The 24,024-nt window shown below is 37.2% G+C and carries 25 protein-coding genes, 1 tRNA gene and 1 pseudogene; 14 read left to right on the plus strand and 13 right to left on the minus strand.

Going from position 1 to position 24,024, the window contains the following annotated elements:
* Positions 1-8 precede the first annotated feature (8 nt).
* The 13 genes from AC27EF_RS11810 to rpmH all read right to left on the minus strand — a co-directional run bounded on the left by AC27EF_RS11810 (position 9) and on the right by rpmH (position 11,413).
* Positions 9-500, minus strand: coding sequence for a DUF4446 family protein (locus AC27EF_RS11810; RefSeq protein ID WP_487110986.1), 492 nt, complete (start codon positions 498-500; stop codon positions 9-11).
* A gap of 12 nt (positions 501-512) precedes the next feature.
* On the minus strand, positions 513-1,397 hold the full coding sequence (locus AC27EF_RS11815; RefSeq protein WP_487110987.1) for a ParB/RepB/Spo0J family partition protein: 885 nt from the start codon (positions 1,395-1,397) through the stop codon (positions 513-515).
* Positions 1,394-2,167 (minus strand): ParA family protein, encoded by a 774-nt coding sequence (locus tag AC27EF_RS11820; RefSeq protein WP_487110988.1) that lies wholly within the window; start codon positions 2,165-2,167, stop codon positions 1,394-1,396. The genes AC27EF_RS11815 and AC27EF_RS11820 overlap by 4 nt, the downstream gene beginning before the upstream one ends.
* 168 nt (positions 2,168-2,335) lie before the next feature.
* Entirely contained in the window at positions 2,336-4,021 is a 1,686-nt protein-coding gene (argS, locus tag AC27EF_RS11825; protein ID WP_487110989.1) for an arginine--tRNA ligase, read from the minus strand.
* Between the two features lie 12 nt (positions 4,022-4,033).
* The gene (locus AC27EF_RS11830; protein WP_487110990.1) at positions 4,034-4,786 is read right to left on the minus strand and encodes a hypothetical protein; all 753 of its coding nucleotides are present in this window, start codon (positions 4,784-4,786) and stop codon (positions 4,034-4,036) included.
* A gap of 36 nt (positions 4,787-4,822) precedes the next feature.
* Positions 4,823-5,548 carry a 16S rRNA (guanine(527)-N(7))-methyltransferase RsmG gene (gene rsmG / locus AC27EF_RS11835; protein WP_487110991.1) on the minus strand — a complete coding sequence of 242 codons (726 nt, stop codon included), beginning with the start codon at positions 5,546-5,548 and terminating at the stop codon, positions 4,823-4,825.
* A gap of 3 nt (positions 5,549-5,551) precedes the next feature.
* The gene (gene mnmG, locus AC27EF_RS11840; protein ID WP_487111007.1) at positions 5,552-7,435 is read right to left on the minus strand and encodes a tRNA uridine-5-carboxymethylaminomethyl(34) synthesis enzyme MnmG; all 1,884 of its coding nucleotides are present in this window, start codon (positions 7,433-7,435) and stop codon (positions 5,552-5,554) included.
* A gap of 2 nt (positions 7,436-7,437) precedes the next feature.
* Positions 7,438-8,811 carry a tRNA uridine-5-carboxymethylaminomethyl(34) synthesis GTPase MnmE gene (gene mnmE, locus AC27EF_RS11845; protein ID WP_487110992.1) on the minus strand — a complete coding sequence of 458 codons (1,374 nt, stop codon included), beginning with the start codon at positions 8,809-8,811 and terminating at the stop codon, positions 7,438-7,440.
* Positions 8,812-8,856: 45 nt separating this feature from the next.
* A complete protein-coding gene (gene jag, locus AC27EF_RS11850) occupies positions 8,857-9,654 on the minus strand; it encodes an RNA-binding cell elongation regulator Jag/EloR (RefSeq protein WP_487110993.1) in 798 nt (265 codons plus the stop codon).
* Between the two features lies 1 nt (position 9,655).
* Positions 9,656-10,645, minus strand: a complete 990-nt coding sequence (locus AC27EF_RS11855) for a YidC/Oxa1 family membrane protein insertase (RefSeq protein ID WP_487111008.1) — start codon at positions 10,643-10,645, stop codon at positions 9,656-9,658.
* The gene (yidD, locus tag AC27EF_RS11860) at positions 10,642-10,884 is read right to left on the minus strand and encodes a membrane protein insertion efficiency factor YidD (RefSeq protein ID WP_487110994.1); all 243 of its coding nucleotides are present in this window, start codon (positions 10,882-10,884) and stop codon (positions 10,642-10,644) included. Before yidD ends, AC27EF_RS11855 begins: the two co-directional genes overlap by 4 nt.
* Before the next feature lie 6 nt (positions 10,885-10,890).
* Positions 10,891-11,229: a ribonuclease P protein component gene (gene rnpA / locus AC27EF_RS11865; RefSeq protein ID WP_487110995.1), complete on the minus strand. Its 339-nt coding sequence runs from the start codon at positions 11,227-11,229 to the stop codon at positions 10,891-10,893.
* 49 nt (positions 11,230-11,278) lie between these two features.
* Positions 11,279-11,413, minus strand: a complete 135-nt coding sequence (rpmH, locus tag AC27EF_RS11870) for a 50S ribosomal protein L34 (protein WP_008392981.1) — start codon at positions 11,411-11,413, stop codon at positions 11,279-11,281.
* Between the two features lie 430 nt (positions 11,414-11,843).
* On the opposite strand from rpmH, the gene dnaA reads away from it, so the two are divergent.
* The 14 genes and pseudogenes from dnaA to AC27EF_RS11940 all read left to right on the plus strand — a co-directional run bounded on the left by dnaA (position 11,844) and on the right by AC27EF_RS11940 (position 23,767).
* Positions 11,844-13,175, plus strand: a complete 1,332-nt coding sequence (dnaA, locus tag AC27EF_RS11875; RefSeq protein WP_487111009.1) for a chromosomal replication initiator protein DnaA — start codon at positions 11,844-11,846, stop codon at positions 13,173-13,175.
* 283 nt (positions 13,176-13,458) lie between these two features.
* Positions 13,459-14,562 (plus strand): DNA polymerase III subunit beta, encoded by a 1,104-nt coding sequence (gene dnaN / locus AC27EF_RS11880; protein WP_487110996.1) that lies wholly within the window; start codon positions 13,459-13,461, stop codon positions 14,560-14,562.
* Positions 14,563-14,574: 12 nt separating this feature from the next.
* Entirely contained in the window at positions 14,575-14,784 is a 210-nt protein-coding gene (locus tag AC27EF_RS11885; protein ID WP_487110997.1) for an RNA-binding S4 domain-containing protein, read from the plus strand.
* An 11-nt stretch (positions 14,785-14,795) separates the two neighbouring features.
* Positions 14,796-15,881, plus strand: a complete 1,086-nt coding sequence (recF, locus tag AC27EF_RS11890) for a DNA replication/repair protein RecF (RefSeq protein WP_487110998.1) — start codon at positions 14,796-14,798, stop codon at positions 15,879-15,881.
* Positions 15,882-15,890: 9 nt separating this feature from the next.
* Positions 15,891-17,810 (plus strand): DNA topoisomerase (ATP-hydrolyzing) subunit B, encoded by a 1,920-nt coding sequence (gyrB, locus tag AC27EF_RS11895; RefSeq protein WP_487110999.1) that lies wholly within the window; start codon positions 15,891-15,893, stop codon positions 17,808-17,810.
* Positions 17,811-17,824: 14 nt separating this feature from the next.
* Positions 17,825-20,290: a DNA gyrase subunit A gene (gyrA, locus tag AC27EF_RS11900; protein WP_487111000.1), complete on the plus strand. Its 2,466-nt coding sequence runs from the start codon at positions 17,825-17,827 to the stop codon at positions 20,288-20,290.
* Positions 20,291-20,305: 15 nt separating this feature from the next.
* Positions 20,306-21,148, plus strand: a complete 843-nt coding sequence (locus tag AC27EF_RS11905) for a fumarate hydratase (RefSeq protein ID WP_487111001.1) — start codon at positions 20,306-20,308, stop codon at positions 21,146-21,148.
* Between the two features lie 14 nt (positions 21,149-21,162).
* Positions 21,163-21,729: a Fe-S-containing hydro-lyase gene (locus tag AC27EF_RS11910; protein ID WP_487111002.1), complete on the plus strand. Its 567-nt coding sequence runs from the start codon at positions 21,163-21,165 to the stop codon at positions 21,727-21,729.
* On the plus strand, positions 21,730-21,903 hold the full coding sequence (locus AC27EF_RS11915; RefSeq protein ID WP_487111003.1) for a hypothetical protein: 174 nt from the start codon (positions 21,730-21,732) through the stop codon (positions 21,901-21,903).
* Positions 21,904-21,991: 88 nt separating this feature from the next.
* A complete protein-coding gene (locus AC27EF_RS11920) occupies positions 21,992-22,222 on the plus strand; it encodes a PH domain-containing protein (RefSeq protein WP_487111004.1) in 231 nt (76 codons plus the stop codon).
* Positions 22,203-22,427, plus strand: coding sequence for a hypothetical protein (locus AC27EF_RS11925; protein ID WP_487111005.1), 225 nt, complete (start codon positions 22,203-22,205; stop codon positions 22,425-22,427). The genes AC27EF_RS11920 and AC27EF_RS11925 overlap by 20 nt, the downstream gene beginning before the upstream one ends.
* Positions 22,428-22,442: 15 nt before the next feature.
* Positions 22,443-23,036: pseudogene (locus AC27EF_RS11930) on the plus strand (PH domain-containing protein); the annotation flags it as partial.
* Between the two features lie 78 nt (positions 23,037-23,114).
* Complete coding sequence (locus tag AC27EF_RS11935; RefSeq protein ID WP_487111006.1) at positions 23,115-23,525, plus strand: hypothetical protein; 411 nt, start codon at positions 23,115-23,117, stop codon at positions 23,523-23,525.
* A 154-nt stretch (positions 23,526-23,679) separates the two neighbouring features.
* Positions 23,680-23,767 (plus strand) — tRNA-Ser (locus AC27EF_RS11940).
* Positions 23,768-24,024 lie beyond the last annotated feature (257 nt).

Raw genomic sequence — 24,024 nt, forward strand, 5'->3', positions numbered from 1 at the left:
TCCAATTTTTATTGATTCATACATTCTTCTAGAGCTATAGCTTCTTCCTTTGACAGTGCGACTTGTGATGTTCCGTTCTTTATCTCTTTCGTATAAACATAGGTAGCATTCTGACTGCTGACGCCATTTAACAAGATTCCATGATGATTATGGTCTAAAAGAGCAATCACAAAACTGGTTTCCCCTCCCATATCCTCAAATGCATTGTACTTTAACACCTTGATTTTTGAAAAGCTTGTTTTATGTTCTTCGTCAATTCTCTGCAGCTCTTGTTCAATAAAATCCTGCTCTACAACAATTTCATTCATTTTTTCAAATTTTTCAATAATACTTTGCTCTAATGATTTTCCATTTTTTCCGGTTAGAAATTTTTCATATCTTTTCTTCAATTTGCTGACTTTTACCAACAAAATAAGAATTAAAATCAAAGATAAAAAGACCACTCCTGCAAGTCCCATTACCATGTATTCTATACCGATTCCGTTTAAAATCTCTCTCATTTGATGTTCCTCCTAAATTGATCTGATCATATCCACAATGCGTTCTAATTCATCGCGAGAATAATATTCAATTTCAATTTTCCCCTTATTGTTTTTTTTATTTTTAATATTTACTTTACTTCCCAAAATCTGTTTCATAGATTCCTCCAGATCTGCATATAGAAAATCATGTACACTCTCTTCTTTTGGCTTTTCTTTTTTTATTTTTTTCAGATCCTTTACCAACTTTTCAATGTCCCTGACACTTAGTTTTTCATCAAAAACTTTCATTGCAATCTCATATTGCTGATCTCCGCTCTCTATAGAAAGAAGAGCTCTGGCATGTCCGGTACTAATCATCTCTTCTTCCAGCATTTGTTGAACTCGTAAATCTAATTTTAACAACCTTAAAGAATTTGTGATGGAGGCTCTGCTTTTGCTGACTTTGGCTGCCACTTGATCTTGTTTTAACTGGAACTCTTCCATCAGGCGTTTATATGCCATAGCTTCCTCAATGGGACTTAAATCTTCCCGCTGAATATTTTCAATCAACGCAATTTCTACAGTTTCATTTTCTTTCAGATTCCGAATTACTACCGGAACTTCTTCTAAACCTGCAAGCTTTGCAGCCCTCCACCGCCGTTCTCCTGCAATAATTTCATAAAAATTTTCTCTTGGATTTACAAGAATTGGCTGTAGGACTCCATATTGTTTGATCGAATCGGCTAATTCTTGAAGATTATCTTCATCAAACTGATTTCTTGGCTGATCTGGGTTTGGTTCAATTTTGTGTATTGGAAGTGTATGTGTATCTTCTTTTTTCTTTTCCTCTTTTTGTTCTGGCATTTCATCTGGAAGAGGTGTATTCGGAATCAATGTATTTAAACCTCTCCCCAGTCCTTTTTTCTTTGCTGTCAAGATTCTTCACCTCCATTTTCGATCACTTCTTCTGCTAGAAGTGCATAACTTTCAGCTCCAACCGAACGGGCATCGTATAGATTAATTGGAAGTCCGTGACTTGGCGCTTCTGCAAGACGTACATTTCTCGGAATAATCGTCTTATAAATATTTTGATTTAAGTAAGACTTAACATTCTCCACTACTTGGAGAGATAAATTAGTTCTGGCATCATACATTGTAAATACAACACCTTCAATTGTTAATTTAGGATTTAAACTTTTTTGAATAAGTTCAATGGTGTAGATCAACTGTGTCAATCCATCCAGAGCATAAAATTCACATTGAATTGGCACAATTACAGTATTTGCGGCAGTCATTGCATTTACTGTCAACATTCCCAATGCCGGGGGACAGTCTAAAATAATGAAATCGTAGGAATCTCTCACAGTTTCCAGATTTTTTTTCATAATAAACTGCATTTTATCCACTGTCATTAGTTCAATTTCAGCTCCTGCTAGATTCCGATTTGCCGGAAGTAAAGATAAATTTTCAAAAACTTCATCTCTAATACATTCTTGTATTGCATTTTCCTCTATGATGACCTCATATGTAGTTTTCTCCAATTCATTTTTATCTAATCCTAATCCACTGGTAGTATTCCCTTGTGGGTCCATATCTACTATTAATGTTTTTTTTCCTTTCGCTGCCAATGCCGCAGAAAGGTTTACTGCTGTTGTTGTTTTTCCCACACCGCCTTTTTGGTTTGCAATTGCAATAATTCTTCCCATTTTTTTCTCCTTTTGTATCACATTATAACACTTATTATTTTTCTTTTCTATATGTTTCACGTGAAACATATGAGAAGTCTATGTGATTGATCTTTTCATTTTTTCCATTGTCAAAAAAAGAAGGAAAATATTTATCAAATATTTTCCTTCTTACATTTTCTATATAGTTTACATTTGTTCAGGACATTGAATTCCCAATAATTCTAACGCATCTTGGATTACTTGTTTGGACATGAGTACCAGTTTTACTCTTGCTTCTTTTAATTTTTGATTTTCTACATTACATTGATTTTCATGATAAAAACGATTAAAACTTTGAGCTACAGCCATTACATATCTTGCAATTACAGATGGTTCTAAACGGTCTGCTGCTGTTTTTACCGCCTCAGGAAATCTCTCCAATTCTTTTAACAAAGCAATAGAAGCATCATCGGTAATATATGAAGCATTAATTTCTTCCAGCTTATCAATACCTGTTTTTCTTAAGACACTTGCCGCACGGGCATAAGTATATTGAACATAAGGTCCTGTTTCTCCATCAAAACTATGAATTTTTTCCCATGTAAACGTCACATCTTTAATTCTTTGATTATACAAATCATTAAAAATAATTGCTCCAATTCCAACTTTCTGAGCGACATCATCTTTATCTTTCAAGTCAGGATTTTTATCTTCGATAATTTCCTTAATTTTTGAAACTGACTCTCTTAAAATGTCTTCTGCATAAACAATGTTTCCACTTCTTGTTGATAGCTTTCCGCCTTCCAAGCTTACCAATCCATAAGGAACATGAATCAGTTGATCTTTTGCCCAGTCGTACCCCATCAACTCAACAACCTTAAATACTTGTGCAAAATGAAGCTTTTGCTCCAGTCCAGTGACATAAATGCACTTATCAAAATTATACTCTTTTTTGCGATAGAAGATTGCCGCCAAATCCCGTGTAGCATAAATACTGCTTCCATCCTTCTTTGTTACCAGACACGGAGCCATGTCATAATCATCTAAATCTACAATCATCGCCCCTTCACTTTCCTTTAGCAGCTGTTTGTCTGTTAATTCTTTTACTACCGCTGCAGTTTTATCCCGATAAAAGCTTTCTCCGGTATAATGGTCAAATTCCATATTCAAAATTCCATAAATTCTCTTATATTCTACCATACTGATATTCTTAAACCATTCCCAGATTTCAAGCGCTTCTTCGTCACCCTTTTCCATCTTGACAAACCACTCTCTTGCCTGATCATTTAATGTTTCATCCTTCTGAGCCTCTTCATGAAATTTTACATAAATTTTTAACAGCTCTGGAATGCCATGTTTCTCTACAGCTTCTTTGCTGCCCCACTTTTTATAAGCAACAATTAATTTTCCAAACTGTGTTCCCCAATCTCCTAAATGATTAATTCTCTCTACATGATACCCTAATTTTTGAAAAATATGATACAGAGAATTTCCGATGATTGTAGTTCTCAAGTGTCCCACATGAAAGTTCTTTGCAACATTGGGAGAAGAATAATCAATACAAATTGTTTTTCCTTTTCCCAGTTCTAAAGAGCCGTAACCTTCCCCTATTTTTGCAATAACTTCTCTTGCATACTCTTCTTTATTCATAAAAAAGTTTACATATGGTCCCATTGCAGTAATTTCCGTCACTGCTTCTGTCTTCGGAATCTGCTGGACTAATTCTTCTGCAATCATATTTGGAGCCTTACGAAATACTTTTGCCAGCTGAAAACATGGAAAAGCAAAATCTCCCATATCATCCTTTGGTGGAATTTCCAAAATATCTGCAATTTTCTCACGATCAAATTCTTTTAATGTCTGATCTAATAAATCAATAATCTTATCTCTCATAATTTTTCCTTTCTATTGTTCCATCAAAACCTGAATAATCATAGAATTTGCTTTCCATCTCACAACAGAAAACTCATCCGACCACAGTTTTTCTAAATTTTCCCTATTTTTATAAAATTCCCCTGCATCATTTGGGATTTTAGGCTTAATATGAAATTGAAGTAAAATTTTATAGTCATCCACAAATTGTTCTACATTAATTACAAACACGCCAATTTCTTCAATTAAAAATTTCATACATTGACGAAACCCTTTTAAAAAAGAAAATGTCATGCAAATTTTGGAGGAATCCTGCCTTTTTTCAAAATTCAGACGAAGCTGCGGATATACTTTTTTTACACATTCCAACAACTCATAAAAGGCTGGAAAAAACATAACTCGCTCTTTCGATTCGTTTATATCGCTCTCCGTAATAAAATAATTTTCCTCCAATGCCCCAAGATACTCTCTGAGCTGACTGATCTTTTCTTCCTTTGCCCCAATGCTGTTTCTCTTATTCTGAATCTTTTTTTCCAGCTCTATGGTATCCTCTGAACTTTCCTCTCGCTCTTCTTCTATTTCCAAAGAAAGCGGAGAAAAAATTTTACGAATCCGGTACATTCGATTGCGATCTGCAATCACGCTTTCTTTCTCATTCTTTTCCCGCAAAAGCCTACGAAGTTCCTCCTTCTGCTGATCTCTCTCATATTTCACAGCCTGCATTTCATCTGCCAGATAATCATACAACTGATTCATTAAATGATCTTTATCTATTTTCTTTTCCATTGTCTCACTACTTTCCTCACCATTCAACCAATTCTTTTAAGACGGAATTTCTGAACAAATAGGATCTTTTGCCGGCAGCCCTGCCTTTCTTGGAAAACGTTTTGGCGTCGTCTTAATTTTTTTTATTTTTAAAATTGTCCTGCCCAGGTCTGTATCAGGAACCTCAAAGTCAATCACTTCTTCTGTAAAACCGCCCAAAATCTCCACAGCTTTTTGAGCTTGATTCAATTCCTCCTTGATATTTCCAGACTTATAAGGAAGAAAATAACCCTCTTTCCTGACGTAGGGAATGCAATACTCTGCCAACACTGATAAATTTGCTACGGCTCTGGAAACAACATAATCAAACTGCTCCCGATACTCTTTCTGTCTGGCAAAATCCTCGGCTCTTCCATGAACTGCCTGAATTTTTTCCAATTCCAGATTTTCTATCACTTCATTTAAAAAACGAACGCGTTTATTTAAGGAATCCAACAATGTTATTCTAAGGTTTGGAAATGCAATTTTCAACGGAATTCCAGGAAATCCTGCTCCTGTGCCAAGGTCAAGAATCTTTTGATCCTCCAAATGAACTCCTGTTTTTACCAATGCCAGACTGTCCACAAAATGTTTATCAATCACCTCTTTTTTCTCTGTGATTGCCGTTAAATTCATAACCTTATTCTTTTCCACAAGCATTTCATAATACCGCTCAAATTGATTCAGCTGAAAATCACTTAATTGGATTCCCCAAAATGCCGCCTTTTCCTTTAGTTGCTTCATGACCTATCTCCTATGTTTCATTTGCTCCAAATAAATTAATAGTACGGAAATATCTGCTGGAGATACTCCGGAAATCCGAGATGCCTGTCCAATGGAAACCGGACGTATTTTTGCAAGCTTTTGTTTCGCTTCAATTCTTAGACTTCCCACATTTTCATAATCAATATCATCTGGAATTCTCTTTTTCTCCATTTTATGAAATTGTTTTACCTGAGATTCCTGACGTTTCAAATATCCCTCATATTTCAGCTGTATATTTACCTGCTCACCAACTTCCGGCTGAAGTTGAGGTCTCTGCGAATCAATGGGGGCCAAATCCATATAGGTAAGCTCCGGTCTCCGAATTAACTCTGCCATTGTGGCAGAAGACTTAAGCGTCGTACTTCCCAATCGCTCCAACAACTCCTGCACGTTTTTTGATGCGCCCACATTCAGTTTTTTCACCCGATCAACCTCTTCTCTGATCTGCTTTTCTTTTAAGATCAGACTGTCATAGCGCTGTTTTGAGATTAACCCAATTTCATATCCTATTTTAGTTAAGCGCAAATCTGCATTATCCTGACGGAGAAGCAGACGATACTCTGCTCTCGATGTCATCATTCGATAGGGCTCTTGTGTTTCTTTTGTTACCAAATCATCAATTAATACACCAATATACGCCTGGGAACGATCCAGTACCACAGCTTCTTTTCCCTGAATTTTTCTTGCTGCATTAATTCCTGCCATCAATCCCTGAGCTGCTGCTTCTTCATAACCGGAACTTCCATTAAATTGTCCTGCAGAAAACAGTCCTTCAATGGCTTTAAATTCCAGCGAAGACTTTAACTGTGTCGCGTCGATGCAGTCATATTCAATTGCATAAGCATTCCGAACAATCCTTGCATTTTCCAATCCCGGAACGCTATGATACATTGCATACTGCACATCCTCCGGCAAGGAACTTGACATACCTCCGATATACATTTCATTGGTAAATTCCCCCTCAGGTTCAATAAATACCTGATGCCGGTTCTTATCTGGAAACTTTACAATTTTATCTTCAATGGATGGACAGTATCTGGGTCCGGTTCCCTCAATTGCACCCGAAAACAATGGGGAGCGATGAATATTTTCCCGAATAATCTGATGTGTCTCTTCCGTTGTATAAGTCAGCCAACAAGAAATCTGTTCTCTCTTAATGTCTTCTGCCTGATTTGTAAAACTAAAAGGCACGATGTTCTCATCTCCGCGCTGCTCGGACATCTTCTGAAAGTCAATGGAGTTTTTATCAATTCTCGCTGGAGTTCCTGTTTTAAATCTCCGCACAGAAATACCATGTTTCTCTAAAGATTCTGTCAAATAATTTGCTGCCTGCAGTCCATTGGGTCCGGTATTGGTACTCACATCCCCATAAATGCATCTGGCTTTCAGATAAGTTCCCGTTGTTAAAATAACTGTCTTTGCGCAGTAAACCGCACCGGAATATGTTTTTATTCCTCTGATCTTTCCCTGCTCAACAAGAAGCTCTGTAACCTCTCCCTGCCGAAGTGTTAAATGGGGCGTATTTCCCATAACCTGCGTCATAGACATTGAGTACATCTTCTTATCTGCCTGTGCTCTTAAAGAATGTACCGCCGGTCCTTTTGATTGATTTAACATCTTCGATTGGAGATATGTCTTATCTATATTCTTTCCCATCTCGCCGCCCAATGCGTCAATTTCCCGGACAAGATGTCCTTTGGAACTCCCTCCAACATTAGGATTACACGGCATCAATGCAACACTATCCATATTTACCGTAAAACATATCGTCTTAAACCCCATTCTTGCTCCCGCAAGAGCTGCTTCGCATCCGGCATGACCTGCGCCGACAACAATCATATCATATTCTTCTATTATATTTTTCATCATTATTTACCCATACAAAATTCTGCAAAAATTTCATTCACCAGGTCCTCTCCAACCGATTCTCCTGTAATGAATCCTAAGTGTTCGTAGGCATCCATGAGATCAATGGAAAAGAAATCCTCCGGCATTCCAGCTTCAATACTCTCCATGACCATAGATAAACTATTTAATGCATCAGAAACAGCATTTTTATGCCGCATATTCGTCAAATAAATCTCATCATTAAAAGAAACCTTTCCTTCAAAAAAGATATCTTGAATCATCTGATATAAGTCCTCAATTCCAGTCTGTTCTTTTGCTGAAATCACTGCGACATGCTCAAACCCTCTCTGCTTCATTTCATCTATTCCAATTTTGGAAGCCAAATCCGATTTATTTAACAATACAATCGTCTCTTTCCCCTCAATCAATCTTACAATTTCCTCATCCTCTTCGGTCATTGGACTTGATGTATCCACCACATAAAGTATAAGGTCGGCCTTGTTTAATAAGTTCTTTGCCTTATCTACACCAATTTTCTCTACAAGATCATTGGTATCACGAATCCCGGCTGTGTCAATCATATTCAACGGAATCCCCTTAATTTGAATTGATTCTTCCAACGTATCTCTCGTTGTACCGGCAATGTCCGTGACAATCGCCCGCTCTTCTCCCAACAGTACATTCCACACAGAAGATTTTCCGGCATTTGGTTTTCCGACAATCACCGTTTGAATTCCTTCTCTTAATATTCTCCCATTATCTGCATTTTCTAAAAATGATTGAAGCTCTTTTATCATATGTTCAATCTGAATTTTCAACTCATCCGAGAATCCATCAATGCTGTAATGCTCCGGGTCATCCAACGCCGATTCAATCCATGCAACGCTATGTAAAATTTGCTTTCTAAGATCTGTGATCTTCTTTCCCAGAACTCCTTCCAGTTGTTTTAATGAGCTCTGCATCGCAAATTCATTCTTGGAATGAATTAAATCCATTACCGCCTCAGCTTTTGATAAATCAATTCTCCCATTCAGAAACGCCCGCTTTGTAAATTCTCCGGGCTCTGCCGGAACCGCACCGGCAAAAAATACAGCCTCCAAAATTTTTCTCATCACTACCACGCCGCCATGACACTGAATCTCTGCCACATCTTCTGCCGTATAGGAATGAGGACCTCTCATAATCAAAACAATACATTCATCCAAAAGCTCATCCTCATGATAAATATGCCCATAATGTGCTGTATAAGACGGAACCTCCTTCATATTCTTTTGTTTTTTCGGCTGAAAGATCCGGGAGATAATATCCAAGGTCTGATTTCCGCTAATTCTGATAACCCCAATTCCACTATTGGTCATTGGCGTGGCTATTGCCGCGATTGTATTTGATTTCATTTTTATACCTCAAAAGGGCCGCCTTCCTAAGGCAGCCCCCAATTCTTATTTTTTAAGCATAACAACAACTTTACGATAAGGATCCTTACCTTCGCTCTTTGTAATTACTTCCGGATCTCTCTGCAAAGCAGAATGAATAATCCGGCGCTCATTTGGATTCATCGGTTCCAAATAAATCGGTTTTTTATTCTTCTTTACTTTGTAGGCAATACTTCCTGCTAATTTCTCTAAAGTTTGCTGTCTTCTTTCTCTATAATTCTCTGTGTCGAGTTTAATCTTCATAAAAGAGTCACTCTCTTTATTTACATACAAACTTACAAGATACTGTAATGCATCCAGTGTTTGTCCATGTTTTCCAATCAACGCTCCCATCTTTTCACCGGAAACGTTAATATTCAGTACATTTTCTCTGCGGTTATAGTAAAGATTCAGCTTTGGGTTTAATCCCATTGCTCTTAATACTTCATCTAAATATTTTTCTGTATCTTTGATAATCTCATCCAAATTTTCCGGAGCCTTATGCTTCTTTGGTTCTTTTACAGAATCATTTTCTTTCGATTTCTGCTGTTTCTTCGGAGGATGAGTTGTTTTCTTTTCATCTTTTCTCTCTGATTTATTTTTTTGCTTTTCTGGTTTTGGAGCCTGTTTTTTTGCCTCCTTTGCCGCCGGCTTCTTGTCCTCATTCATTTCGATGATTACCGGCTTTTTGAAAAGACCAAAAAAACCATTACTTCCCGGATCGATGACTGTATAATTCAGGTCGGTACTTGGAACTCCCAGTTCCATTGCCGCATTCATTACTGCATCAGATTCAGTTTTTCCAGTAAATCTTTTTGCTGACATACTATTTCCCTCCCTTATTCTTGTTCAGCGCATTGGCTTTAGAAGCAATTCCTCCTTTAGCATTTCCAGAATATGTTACATTTCTGGTAGATTTTGTTGCAGCTACTTTCTTGATATTGCCGTCCTCTGGCTGCACAACTGCCTGAGTTCCGAGCATCTTTTCATAAAAAGAAGGACCTTTTTTCTTTTTCTTCTTGGCTGCTTTCTCGCGGCTCTTTTCAATAATCTTTTCCATGTCTGTATGATCATAGTGATAGTTAAATGCAATTTGCTGAATATACTGGAAAAGTGCACTAGCGGTCCAATATATACCAATACCGATCGGCAGAGTAATACACATAACAAAAGACATTAACGGCATCGTATACATCATACTTTTTGTCATTCCTGCACCAGGGGCATTTTCATCGGTCTGCGTACTGGCCATAGAAGTTTTCGCACTTAAAAACTGAAAAATAAAAGATAAAACAGGAATGATCATTAATGGAGTCAGCCGAAATCCCGGCGCGGAATTTAAATCCATTCCGAAGAAGGAATTCGGGTGAAACTGTGCATCCTGCGCAATTTGAGGAATATAAATTTCTACTCCGCGAATTACATAATATAACGCCATAATGATCGGGAACTGAATTAAAGTTGTTGCACATCCTCCCGTAGGGCTTGTACCATACTTTTCATAAACCTTCTGCATCTCTTCATTTTGCTTCATCATAGATGCCTGATCTCGTTTATTTCGATACTTTTTTGTAATTTTATTAATTTCCGGCTGGGCAATCTGATTGATCTTCATAGAACGCTGCTGCTTCATTGTCAACGGAAGCAAGATCAATTTTGATACCAATGTAAACAAAATAATACATAATCCAACATTATAGATGCCCATCGCAGCCAATCCACTGTAGATTGCTTTGATAATCCATCCAAAAATTATAACAAACGGAGCCAAAATTCCTCCGTTGCCCGCACTTTGGGCTTGCGCCAAAAACATCATTTTCTGCACCTTTTTCCTTTCCTGACTTCCGGAACAGGGTCATATCCGCCTTTTGAAAATGGATTGCACCTAAGAATTCGATACCCCGCCAGCAGACTTCCTTTGATGGCGCCGTGCTTCTCCAATGCTTCTATGGCATATTCCGAACAAGTCGGAACATAAATACATGTTCCTCTTCCCTTTAATCTTGATAAATATTTCCGATAGAATTTAATGATGGCTATTAATAATTTTTTCAATTGTAATCAACTCTTTTTTAGATCATGCAAACCTGCCAAATGCAGAAATGCGCTCTCAATTTCCTGATAGCCTTTTTCTTTTGCAGTATTTCTAGCAATCACTACTACATCATGTCCTGGTTTTAAATTATCCTGGTTTAAACGATAGCTTTCACGAATTAAACGTGTAATCCGATGTCTGACTACACTGTTTCCAACTTTTTTACTTACTGATATTCCCAAACGATTATATGTGAGATCATTTTTCCTGCAATACAATACCAAATATTTATTTGCCTTTGATTTTCCCTGATTATAAACAATCCCGAAATCCTTTGTTTTCCTTAATGAATGATAATTCCTCATGACTCTCTTCCTTATTTAATAAGAAAAGAAAAGGTCACATCTCTGCGACCTAAGCTGATAATCTATTTCTTCCTTTTGCTCTTCTGCTCTTCAGAACTTTTCTTCCGTTTGCAGTGCTCATTCTCTTTCTGAATCCGTGAACCTTAGATCTCTGTCTTTTCTTCGGCTGAAATGTCATTTTCATGTCCTAACACCTCCTTAACAAAATTTTGAATTATATATATGAATAATATTCGTAAAAACATCACTCCTATTATAGACAAAGAGTACCGTAAAAGTCAAGTAAATTCTTTGTTTTTTTCACTTTCCGCGTTTCAATCATACATGTTGTAGGACGATAAAATGTTATCCACAATTTGTAGATAACCTGTGTATAACTTGATGATAAACTGTGAATTTTTAAAATTCGACATCTTTCTTTGCTTTATTTTTCCACATTTTTCGACATGTGTATATTGTGGAACAAGTTATCCACAATCTATGGATAACTATCCACTGAAATGATGATAACTTGGAAAGAATCATTGAAAAAAAAATATTTTTGTTATACACTAACTATAGTGCCGTACTTTGCACTTTTATAAAAAATACGCAGAAAGGGATTTATGTTATCCATGAAAAAGAAGATCGAAGAAATCTGGGATGATGTATTAGTGAAACTGGAACAGGAGCATGATGTTTCCAGCGCTGCAATCAATGCCTGGATCAAACCATTACATATTAAAGATGTTCAGTCAAACAAAATAATTCTTTCACTGGATGCCAAATATGATGAACGTGGAATTCAGTTTATTAAGAAAAAAATGTACGATTTCTATATTTCTTTAGCCATTCAAGATCTGACCGGAACGAAATACGACATTGTTTTTGAGCTTGAAAAAGAAGGAGAGCAGCAAAAACCAAAACAAACAGAACCTGTACATGATAATAATAACTTAAATCCTCGTTATACTTTTGATACTTTCGTGATTGGAGATAATAATCAGATGGCGCATGCTGCCAGCATTGCCGTGGCAGAAGCTCCAGCGGAAGCTTACAATCCACTGTTTCTTTACGGAGGCGCCGGACTTGGAAAAACCCATCTGATGCATTCCATTGCACATTATATTATAGAGCACAACAGTTCACTGAATGTCCTGTATGTAACAAGCGAAGACTTCACCAATGAGGTAATCAACTCCATTCAACATAAAAAGCAGGAAGAGCTGCGCAGTAAATATCGTAATATTGACGTTTTGCTGGTGGATGATATTCAATTTGTCATCGGTAAAGAAAGCACACAGCAGGAATTTTTTCATACTTTCAATGCATTATATAATTCAAAAAAACAAATTATTCTTTCCTCCGACAAACCTCCAAAGGAATTGGATGTCTTAGAAGAACGGTTAAGGAGCCGCTTTAGTTGGGGACTCCCGGTTGATATTCAGCCACCGGATTATGAGACTAAAATTGCAATTCTGAGAAAACGAGCCGAATTGGATAATGTATACATTGATGACGAAATTTTTGACTATATTGCAACTCACATTAAATCCAATATTCGAGATTTGGAAGGCGCATTAAATAAAATTAAGGTTTATTCTAAGCTTAATAAAAAGCCAATTGACCTTGAATTATCAAAAGTTGCTCTGCAGGACCTCATTGACAATAAAACAAAGCAGCAAATTACACCGGATTTGATTCTTCAGACGGTTGCAGAACACTTCAATATTCAAACAAGCGATATTTTATCCAAAAAAAGAAGTCATGATATTGCATATCCAAGACAGATTTGTATGTATTTATGCAAAAAAATGACAGACCAGTCTCTTGTTAAAATTGGTGAAATTATCGGCAAACGAGATCACTCCACTGTCATTCACGGAATTGAAAAAATTGAGAAAGATCTTGAAAAAGATGCGGAATTAAGCAAGGTCATAGATGTTATCACAAAGAAAATGGATTAATGTAGAAGGTTTTAAATATTTTATCAACACTTATCCACAAATTTTGTGGATAAGTTGTGGATATCCTGTGTATTTTATGATTTACTGCTTTTTGCGATTGTTGATAAAACTCTTTTTATCCTCCATTTTTTAAGGAGTTTTAAACATTTTATCAACCCTTCAAACCCTTTATATTTAGCAGTTTTTTAAGGTTATCCCCAAATCCACACCTACTACGACGATTACTACGACCCTAATTTATTTATTTATAGAAAATTTCACACAAAAAGGAGTTATTCACATTATGAAGATGATATGTAAAAAAACAGACTTAGTGCATGCTGTCAGTACTGTTTCAAAAGCTGTTTCAAATAAAACAACCTTACCAATTCTTGAATGTATTCTAATTGAAGCAACAGCAGGAAAAATAAAATTAACTGCCAATGATATGGAGTTGGGAATTGAAACCTGCATTGAAGGAAACATTCAAGAACCAGGAAAAATTGCTATGAATGCAAAACTCTTTTCTGAAATTGTAAGAAAACTACCGGATAACGATGTAACCTTTGAAACAGATGAACAATATAAAGCAACGATTACCTGTGAAAAAGCATGCTTTCAAATCATGGGACAGGAAGGAAATGAATTCCCATATCTCCCGGAAATTGAAAAAAATCAAAGTATTACCTTATCCCAATTCTCCTTAAAAGAGATCATTCGTCAGACAATTTTCTCAATTTCTGATAACGAAAATACAAAATTGATGACAGGGGAATTATTTGAAGTGAAGGATCAACAGTTAAGTGTTGTATCCTTAGACGGACATAGAATTTCAATTCGGAAAATTCAATTAAAAGATAGTTATGATTCTTTTAAGGTCGTTGTTCCAGGAAAAACTTTGCAGGAAATTGTAAAAATTATTTCCGGTGAAATGGATGAAAATGTTTCAATTTATGTTACTTCAAAGCATATTTTATTTGAATTTGATCAGACAAGAGTGGTTTCAAGACTGTTGGAAGGAGAATTTTATAAAATTAGTCAGATGCTGTCCAGTGATTATGAAACAAAAATTACAATCAATAAAAAAGAATTTTTAAATTGTATTGACCGGGCAAGTCTTTTAATTCGCGAGTCGGAGAAGAAACCAATTATTATTGATATCACAGATCATTCTTTAAAATTAAATATAAATTCCTTTTTTGGATCCATGGAGGAAGAAATTATGATTCAAAAAGAAGGACGTGATTTACTGATTGGATTTAATCCAAAATTTTTGATGGATGTCTTAAGAGTTGTTGATGACGAAGAAGTTCATATTTATCTGGTAAACCCAAAAGCGCCTTGTTTTATTAAGGATGATGCCGGTTCTTATAACTATTTAGTTCTTCCGGTCAACTTTAATCACTAGAAAGGGAAGCTTATGAAAGAGATTAAGATTAAAGATGAATATATAAAATTAGGTCAGGCGTTGAAAGCGGCAGGGCTTGTAAGTTCTGGTCTGGAAGCGAAAATTGTAATTCAGGATGGAGAAGTTTCTGTCAATGGCGAGATTGAAACTAGACGCGGGAAAAAATTATTTGGCGGAGAGAGAGTTTCTTTTGGCAATGAAGAACTTCAGATTTTGAAATAGTTGGGAGTATTATGATAGTTAAATCTTTGGAATTAAAGAATTATCGAAATTATAATGAACTTTCCATGGATTTTGCCAAAGGTACCAATCTTTTGTATGGTGACAATGCGCAGGGAAAAACAAATATTTTAGAAGCAATTTATCTTGGGGCAACGACCAAATCTCATCGAGGCAGCAAAGATCGGGAGATCATTCAATTTCATGAAAATGAATCGCATATTAGAATTCAATATGAAAAACAGGAAATCATTCATCAGCTGGATATGCATTTGAAAAAAAGCAGGGCAAAGGGAGTGGCAATTGACAGAATGCCAATTCGACGTTCTGGAGATTTGCTCGGGCAAATTCCTGTCATCTTTTTTTCTCCGGAAGATCTGAAAATTGTAAAAAATGGTCCAAGTGAGCGAAGAAAATTTTTGGATATTGAGCTATCACAGATGGAACCGCTTTATTTATATCAGTTAACGAATTATAATAAAATATTAATGCAAAGAAATAATTTGTTAAAGCAAATTCGATTTCAGAAGGAGTTGATGGATACATTAGAATCGTGGGATATACAATTGGTGAAGTACGGTTCTGAAATTATTCGATATCGTGAAAAATTTATCAAGCATTTAAACAAAACGATACAACAGATTCATAAAAAACTGACCGGTGGTAAGGAACATATGTTACTCACTTATGATCGAAATGTTGCATATGATGAATTTCTTACAGAGATTGGACGAAAGCGTGAAAAAGATTTAAAATATTCAACGACGAATGCAGGTCCCCACCGGGATGATCTTGGTTTTATGGTGAATGATATTGATATTCGAAAATATGGCTCTCAGGGACAGCAGAGAACGGCTGCGCTTTCTTTAAAATTAGCGCAAATTCAGCTTGTAAAGGAGGTTATGAAAGAATCTCCCATTCTTTTGTTGGATGATGTGCTGTCAGAATTGGATAGCAGCAGAAAGATTTATTTATTAGAAAGTATTAAAAATACGCAGACAATCATTACCTGTACAGGACTGGATGAATTTATTGATCAGCATCTGCCGATTGAGCGTATGTTTCAAATAAAAGCAGGAAAAATTGTAAAGGAAAATTAGGAGGAAACTATGGGTACACAAAAAAATGGGGAGTATGGTGCGGATCAGATCCAGATTTTGGAAGGACTGGAGGCTGTGCGCAAAAGACCTGGTATGTATATTGGAAGTACGTCGGAAAAGGGGCTTCACCATCTGGTTTATGAGATTGTGGACAATGCCGTGGATGAATCTCTGGCAGGATACTGCGATACAATTCATGTGACACTAAACAAAGACGGATCTGTCACAGTGAAAGATAATGGCCGAGGTATTCCGGTAGGAATGAATAAGAAAAAAGGTGTATCCAGTGTGGAAGTTGTATTTACAATTCTTCATGCAGGAGGAAAATTCGGCGGAGGAGGATATAAGGTCTCCGGAGGACTGCATGGCGTGGGCTCTTCGGTCGTAAATGCACTGTCAGACTGGCTGGAAGTGACTGTATGTAAGGAGGGAAAGATTCATCAGCAGAGATATGAGAGAGGAAAGGTTTGTTATCCGTTGAGAGTGATTGGGGATACGGAGCAAACTGGTACGACGGTGACTTTTTATCCGGATGCCTCCATTTTTGAAACGATAGAGTTTGATTATGAAACTTTAAAGCGCAGATTAAGAGAAACGGCATTCCTGACGAAAAATTTAAGAATTGTATTAATTGATGACCGACAGGAAGAACAAAGGACAGATGTTTTTCATTATGAAGGCGGAATTAAGGAATTTGTCTCTTACCTCAATCAGGGAAAGGAGTCTTTGTATCCGGAAGTTATTTATTGTGAAGGTGAGAAAGACGGCGTTTATGTGGAGGTTGCATTTCAGCATAATGATTCTTATAATGAGACATCCTTAAGCTTTGTGAATAATATTATTACCCCGGAGGGCGGAACTCATTTGTCTGGATTTAAGGCGGCGCTGACGACTACCTTTAATGATTATGCAAGAAAAAATAATTTGTTAAAAGAAAAAGAGGAAAATCTCACTGGAGAAGATATTCGAGAGGGATTGACGTCTGTAATCAGTATTAAAATCGGCGAGCCTCAATTTGAGGGACAGACAAAGCAAAAGCTTGGAAATAGTGAAGCCAGAGGAGCAGTGAATAGTATTCTCTCAGAACAGCTCAGATATTTTCTGGAACAAAATCCGCAGGTTGCAAAATTAATTTGTGAAAAAGCGGTATTGGCTCAGAGGGCAAGAGATGCGGCGAGAAAAGCAAGAGATCTTACCAGGAGAAAAACTGCGCTGGACGGAATGAGTCTTCCTGGAAAGCTGGCAGACTGCTCAGATAAGGATCCGGAAAAGTGCGAGATCTATATTGTGGAGGGAGATTCTGCGGGAGGATCGGCAAAAACTGCCCGTTCCCGTGCAACACAGGCAATTTTGCCTCTTCGCGGAAAAATTTTAAATGTAGAAAAGGCAAGGCTGGATAAAATTTTGGTTAACAAAGAAATTCAGGCGATGATTACAGCCTTTGGAACCGGAATTCATGAAGATTTTGACATTGATAAGCTTCGTTATCATAAAATTATTATTATGACAGATGCAGATGTGGATGGAGCACATATTGCAACATTGCTTTTAACTTTTTTATATCGGTTTATGCCGGAGTTGATTAAGCAGGGATATGTGTATCTTGCGCAGCCGCCGCTGTATCGAATTGAGAAAAATAAAAAATACTGGTATGCTTATAGTGATGAAGAATTAAGCAATACTTTGAATGAAATTGGAAGGGATAATAATAAGATTCAAAGATATAAAGGTTTGGGAGAAATGGATGCAGAACAATTGTGGGATACGACCATGGACCCGGAAAAGAGAGTTCTTTTGCGGGTTCATCTGGATGAAGACTCTGCTTCAGAAATTGATTTGACATTTACTACACTTATGGGGGATCAGGTGGAACCCAGAAGAGAATTTATTGAAGCCAATGCCAAATATGTAACGAATCTTGATATTTAGGAAGGGAGAAACAGATGGACGAGAATACAATTTTTGATAAGGTTCATGACATTGACTTAAAGAAAACAATGGAAAAATCATATATTGATTATGCCATGAGCGTTATTGCCTCCAGAGCTCTTCCGGATGTGCGTGATGGCTTGAAACCAGTGCAGAGAAGAATTCTTTATGCGATGATTGAGCTGAATAATGGTCCGGACAAACCTCATCGTAAGTGTGCGCGTATTGTCGGTGACACAATGGGTAAATATCACCCTCATGGAGATAGTTCTATTTACGGCGCTTTGGTGAATATGGCTCAGGAATGGTCTACCAGATATCCTTTGGTAGATGGACACGGAAATTTTGGATCTGTGGATGGAGACGGTGCGGCAGCAATGCGTTATACTGAGGCAAGACTCAGTAAAATTTCCATGGAACTTCTGGCAGATATTAATAAAAATACCGTAGATTTTATTCCAAACTTTGATGAGACAGAAAAGGAACCGATGGTATTGCCGGCTCGTTTTCCAAATTTGCTGGTCAATGGGACGCAGGGAATAGCAGTTGGAATGGCAACCAATATTCCGCCTCATAATTTAACGGAAGTAATTAACGCAGTGATTCAAATTATTGATCATCGTGTGACAGAGCAGAGAATTACAACAATGGAAGAGTTACTGGAAATTGTCAAAGGACCGGATTTTCCAACCGGGGCAACTATTCTCGGTCGCGGGGGGATTCAGGAAGCCTACCGCACCGGACGAGGGAAAATTAAAGTTCGCGCAGTAACAGACATTGAGGCCATGGCAAACGGAAAACAAAGAATTATTGTGACAGAGCTCCCGTATATGGTCAATAAGGCAAGGCTGATTGAAAAGATCGCTGCTTTGGTCCGTGAAAAAAAAGTGGAAGGCATTACGGAGCTTCGGGATGAATCTGACCGCAGCGGTATGAGAATTTGTATTGAACTGCGCAGAGACGCCAATGCCAACGTGATTTTAAATCAGTTATATAAACATACGCAGCTTCAGGATACTTTTGGAGTCATTATGCTTGCCTTAGTGAATAATGAGCCGAAAATTATGAATCTGCTTGAAATGCTACAGTATTATTTGAAGCATCAAGAAGACGTTGTTACGAGAAGAACCCAATATGAGTTAAATAAAGCAGAAGAGCGGGCTCATATTTTAGAAGGCTTACTGATTGCTCAGGACCACATTGATGAAGTGATTAAAATTATCCGCGGTGCTGCTAACATTCAGGCTGCAAAAACAGAATTAATGGAGCGTTTCGGATTATCAGATGCTCAGGCACAGGCAATTGTAGATATGCGTCTGAGAGCATTGAATGGTTTGGAACGGGCGAAGCTGGAAAAAGAATATCAGGAATTGATGGAGCGCATTGCACAGTTAAAGGCGATTTTGTCAGATGAAAAATTGTTGTTGGGCGTAATCAAGGAGGAATTGACCGCAATTCGTGATAAATATGGAGATGAACGACGAACCAAAATTGGTTTTGATGTGGATGATATTTCTATGGAGGATTTAATTCCGAGAGAAAATACAGTCATTACAATGACAAAACTTGGATATATTAAACGAATGACGGTAGACAATTTCAAGAGTCAAAACCGAGGCGGAAAAGGCATTAAAGGAATGCAGACGATAGATGAGGATTACATTGAAGAGTTATTTATGACCACAACTCATCACTATATTATGTTTTTTACCAATGCGGGAAGAGTCTATCGTTTAAAAGCTTACGAAATTCCGGAAAGCGGAAGAACTGCAAGGGGAAGCGCAATCGTAAATCTTTTGCAGCTTCAGCCGAACGAAAAAATTACGGCTGTGATTCCTCTGGATCAATATGAGAATGATCGCTATTTATTAATGGCAACTAAGTATGGCGTAGTGAAAAGATCTTCCATTATGGAATATGCAAATATCAGAAAAACCGGTTTGGCAGCTATTACGTTGAAGGATGAGGATCAGCTGATTGAGGTAAAATATACAAAGGGAGATGAGGATGTATTCCTTGTAACAAAGAACGGACAATGTATTCGCTTCTTTGAACAGGATGTCCGCTGTATTGGACGTACATCCATGGGAGTACGCGGTATTAATCTGTCCGGAGATGATGAAGTCATTGGAATGCAGCTTGAAAGGCAAGGGGAAGCATTATTGATTGTTTCTGCCAATGGCATGGGAAAACGAACGATGATTTCAGAATTTTCACCTCAGCATCGAGGCGGAAAGGGAATTAAATGTTATAAGATTACTGATAAGACAGGAGATGTGGTCGGTGTCAAAGCTGTCAATGAAGAAGATGAAATTATGATGATTACCACAGAAGGAATTATTATAAGAACTGCTGTGAATTCTATTTCGATTCTTGGAAGAAATACTTCCGGTGTTAAGGTGATGAATGTCGGGGAAGATGTCCAAGTTGCAAGCATTGCAAAAGTTAGGGAAGAAGCAGAAAAAGGTACGGCAGAATAAAAATTGGAGGCATTTATGAGAATAATTCATACAGATGAGATTATCAAAAATGTCAGAGAGATGTGTATTGAAGCAAATCTATCCTTAACAGATGATATGAGATGCAGATTTCAAAAGGCATGTAACAGTGAGAAAAGTGATTTGGGGAAACAGATTCTGGAGCAATTACAGGAAAATATGGAAATTGCAAAGGAAGAAGCAATACCGATTTGCCAGGATACTGGTATGGCGATTGTTTTTTTAAAGATTGGACAGGATGTCCATATCGAAGGATGTGCGCTTCATGATGCAGTGAATGAAGGCGTGCGCCAGGGATATCGGGACGGATATCTTAGAAAATCTGTGGTAAAAGATCCTTTGATTCGAGAAAATACAAAGGACAATACCCCGGCAGTTCTTCATATCGACATTGTTCCCGGAGAAAACATAGAAATTCTGGTGGCTCCGAAGGGATTTGGAAGTGAAAATATGAGTCGGATTTTTATGCTGAAGCCTGCAGATGGAGAAGAAGGCATTAAAAAGTCAGTGATTCAGGCGGTGAAAGATGCGGGACCCAATGCATGCCCGCCGATGGTAATCGGAGTAGGATTGGGAGGGAGCTTTGAAAAAGCAGCGCTGCTTGCAAAAAAAGCTCTAACGAGAAATTTGGACGTATCTTCTGATCAGCCTCATATTGCAAAACTGGAAAAAGAACTTCTGGATGAAATTAATCATCTGGGAATCGGACCGGGAGGTCTTGGAGGAAGCGTTACTGCTTTGGGATTAAATATTGAGACATATCCAACACATATTGCAGGAATGCCTTTGGCAGTGAATATTTGTTGTCATGTAAACCGTCATGCTCATCGCGTGCTGTAAAGGAGGGAATCGCTATGGAGAAGTATTTAAATGTACCGGCAAGCACGCAGGAACTTTTACAGTTAAAAGCGGGCGATTATGTATATTTAACCGGCACAATTTACACAGCAAGAGATGCTGCGCACAAAAGAATGTATGAAAGCTTTCAGGCAGGAAATGAACTCCCGGTGGAATTAGAAAATCAAGTGATCTATTATCTTGGGCCGACACCAGCCAAAGAAGGACAGGTGATTGGTTCTGCAGGACCTACAACCAGCAGCCGGATGGATAAATATACTCCGGCAATGCTGGAACATGGATTAAAAGGAATGATTGGAAAAGGAAAGCGTTCTGCCGAGGTTCTGGAATCTATCAGGGAACATCAGGCTGTGTATTTTGCAGCTGTGGGAGGAGCCGGGGCGCTTCTCTCAAAATGTATTCAGGAAGCTGAAGTTGTTGCATATGATGATCTAGGGACAGAGGCGATTCGCAAATTAAAAATCGAAAAATTTCCAGTAATTGTGGTCATTGACAGTGAGGGACATAATTTATATGAGACGGCAGTCAATGAATTTTTAACAAAAGAGGGAAAGGAATCATAAATGGAATATGAAAAATTGTCAAAGAATGCCTTAAAGTGTATGTATGCGGCTTCTTTGACGACGGGGGTGCTTCTTTTGGGAATCATTGCTGCAGTGAATTATTTTTGTCTGTTTCCGCAGGAGTTTTGGATTGGTAAAATAATTTCAATGGTTTTTGTATGTCTTATTTTTTAGATATGGCGGTGAGCCCCTATTTTCGTTATCACAGATATCGGTATCGAATGAATGATGACTGTATTGATATCAAAGAAGATATGTATTTGTGAAACAAAAGGTTGTTCCAATTGAAAGATTACATAAGCTTCAGATTGAGCAGGGACCAATGGATCAATTTTTTCATGTATCGAAGGTTGTGGTTACAACGGCGGGAGGAGATGTGAAAATTCAATTTTTAGAGAAAGAAAAGGCAGAGAAGATTGCAGAAAATCTAAAAAACCGAATCAATGAAATTGTAGCAGAAAGAAAGGAGCAGGATGGAGGGAAAGGAAATTAGATTCCGAAATCATATTTCAATTGTTGCAGAGCGGATCGGAGGGGTGATACTGAGCGCTTTTGCTGCTGTAATAGGCTCAATTATTCAAGATTATGACGAAATCATTCAAGATTTTTCTTTGAATACAGAAAATGTCAAACTCTATCTTATGATTTCAGCTGGAATTTTATTCTTAATTTCGGCAGTTGTTTTATGGAACCTTTGAGTCTGGTCCAAGACGTATATTTCAATTTATGGAAATACCATGGTCATTGAAAAGAAAACTTTGAATCAAAAAAAGAATAGTATTCACATTGGAAATATTTCTAATGTGAATATGGAACAGAATTTATTTGAAAGACTGATTGGAACCAGCAAACTAAAAATTGATACCAATACTTTTTCGACGGCAAATTCTACAGATGTAAAAATTATCCTGAGAACACCTCAAGCTCAGGAGTTCGAGCAATATCTTATGAAGCTGATGAAAAATATAAAGGGGGAGGAGGTTCAAAAGGAAGAGCCTGTTTTGAAATTTGATGTGGAAGCTTCCACAGAAGATATGATCAAAAATGGTTTATTTGGCATGAATCTTCTGTCGGTTTTTATTTTTCTCAGCGGACTGACCATTATAGCTGCTCAGATCACAAAGATTGCAGAGTCCGGAATCAGAGCTGGCGAATTTGTAAAAATGATAATACAAGGCATGATTCTGATTTCGATTTTTCTTTCTGCACTTTGGGATATCCTGAAAAATTTTATAAAATATTATGGATTTAAGGCAGTAAGGAAAGACAACACATTATATATTCAATATGGACTGTTAAAAAAGTAAATTATCAGATTCCGACGGACCAGATTCAAGCCTTTAAACTAAAACAAACACTAATTTCCAGAATTTGTAAAAAAATATGTGGCGGAGATTATTAACATTGGAATAGGAGATGAAAAAGGAGAACCGTCGTTTTTATTTCCGTACTGTGATCAGAAAAAGGCTCGGGCATATCTTGAAACATTGCTTCCGGAATTTAAAGATGTTCTGAAAGTGAAGGTTTATCCTCAGCCAAGATCTGTATGGAAAATTTGGACGGTTTCGTTCTTAGGTTATATTGTCGTGTTAGCAATTTCATTGTTTGTTGGGCTGCAGTTCTGGAAAACATATTTTATTTATATGATAACCGGAGCAGGTCTTTTGACTTTGGGGATCCTATGTTTTATGATTTGCAATTACCGGACAAGAGGAATGAAAATTACAAAGAATACGTTTGTTTTATCCAATGGTATTATAAAGAGAGAATATTGTTTCGTGAAATTTTGTAAATAAAATTTCAGCCATCGGTATAAAGTAAAAATAAATGGCAAGAATCCAAGAAAATCTATTGACAAAACAAAAATCCTTTGTTAAGATGTTTAAGCGTCATAAGTGATTTGGATTGTTTATGATGTTATGCAAAGATATTTTTTATATTTAGGCATTTGCAGAAGTACTCAAGTGGCTGAAGAGGTGCCCCTGCTAAGGGTATAGACCGTTTACGCGGTGCGAGGGTTCAAATCCCTCCTTCTGCGCTTTTAAATCTTTCTTTTGAAAGATTTAATTTTTTTGGCAATGCCATTGACAATGGAGTAAAAAAATGGTATTATGCTAAAGTTGCGTTAAAAAACGCAAAATCATCAAAAAAATAAATTGAAAAAAGTTCTTGACAAAAGATGTCGAATAATGCTATGATATAAAAGTTGCTGACGGAGATCGCTCAGAACAGAATCATAACATTTGAAAAAAAGTTCGTGACAATGAGTTTTGAAGATGGTATGATATAAAAGTT

The sequence above is a fragment of the Anaerostipes stercorihominis genome (assembly GCF_057535655.1).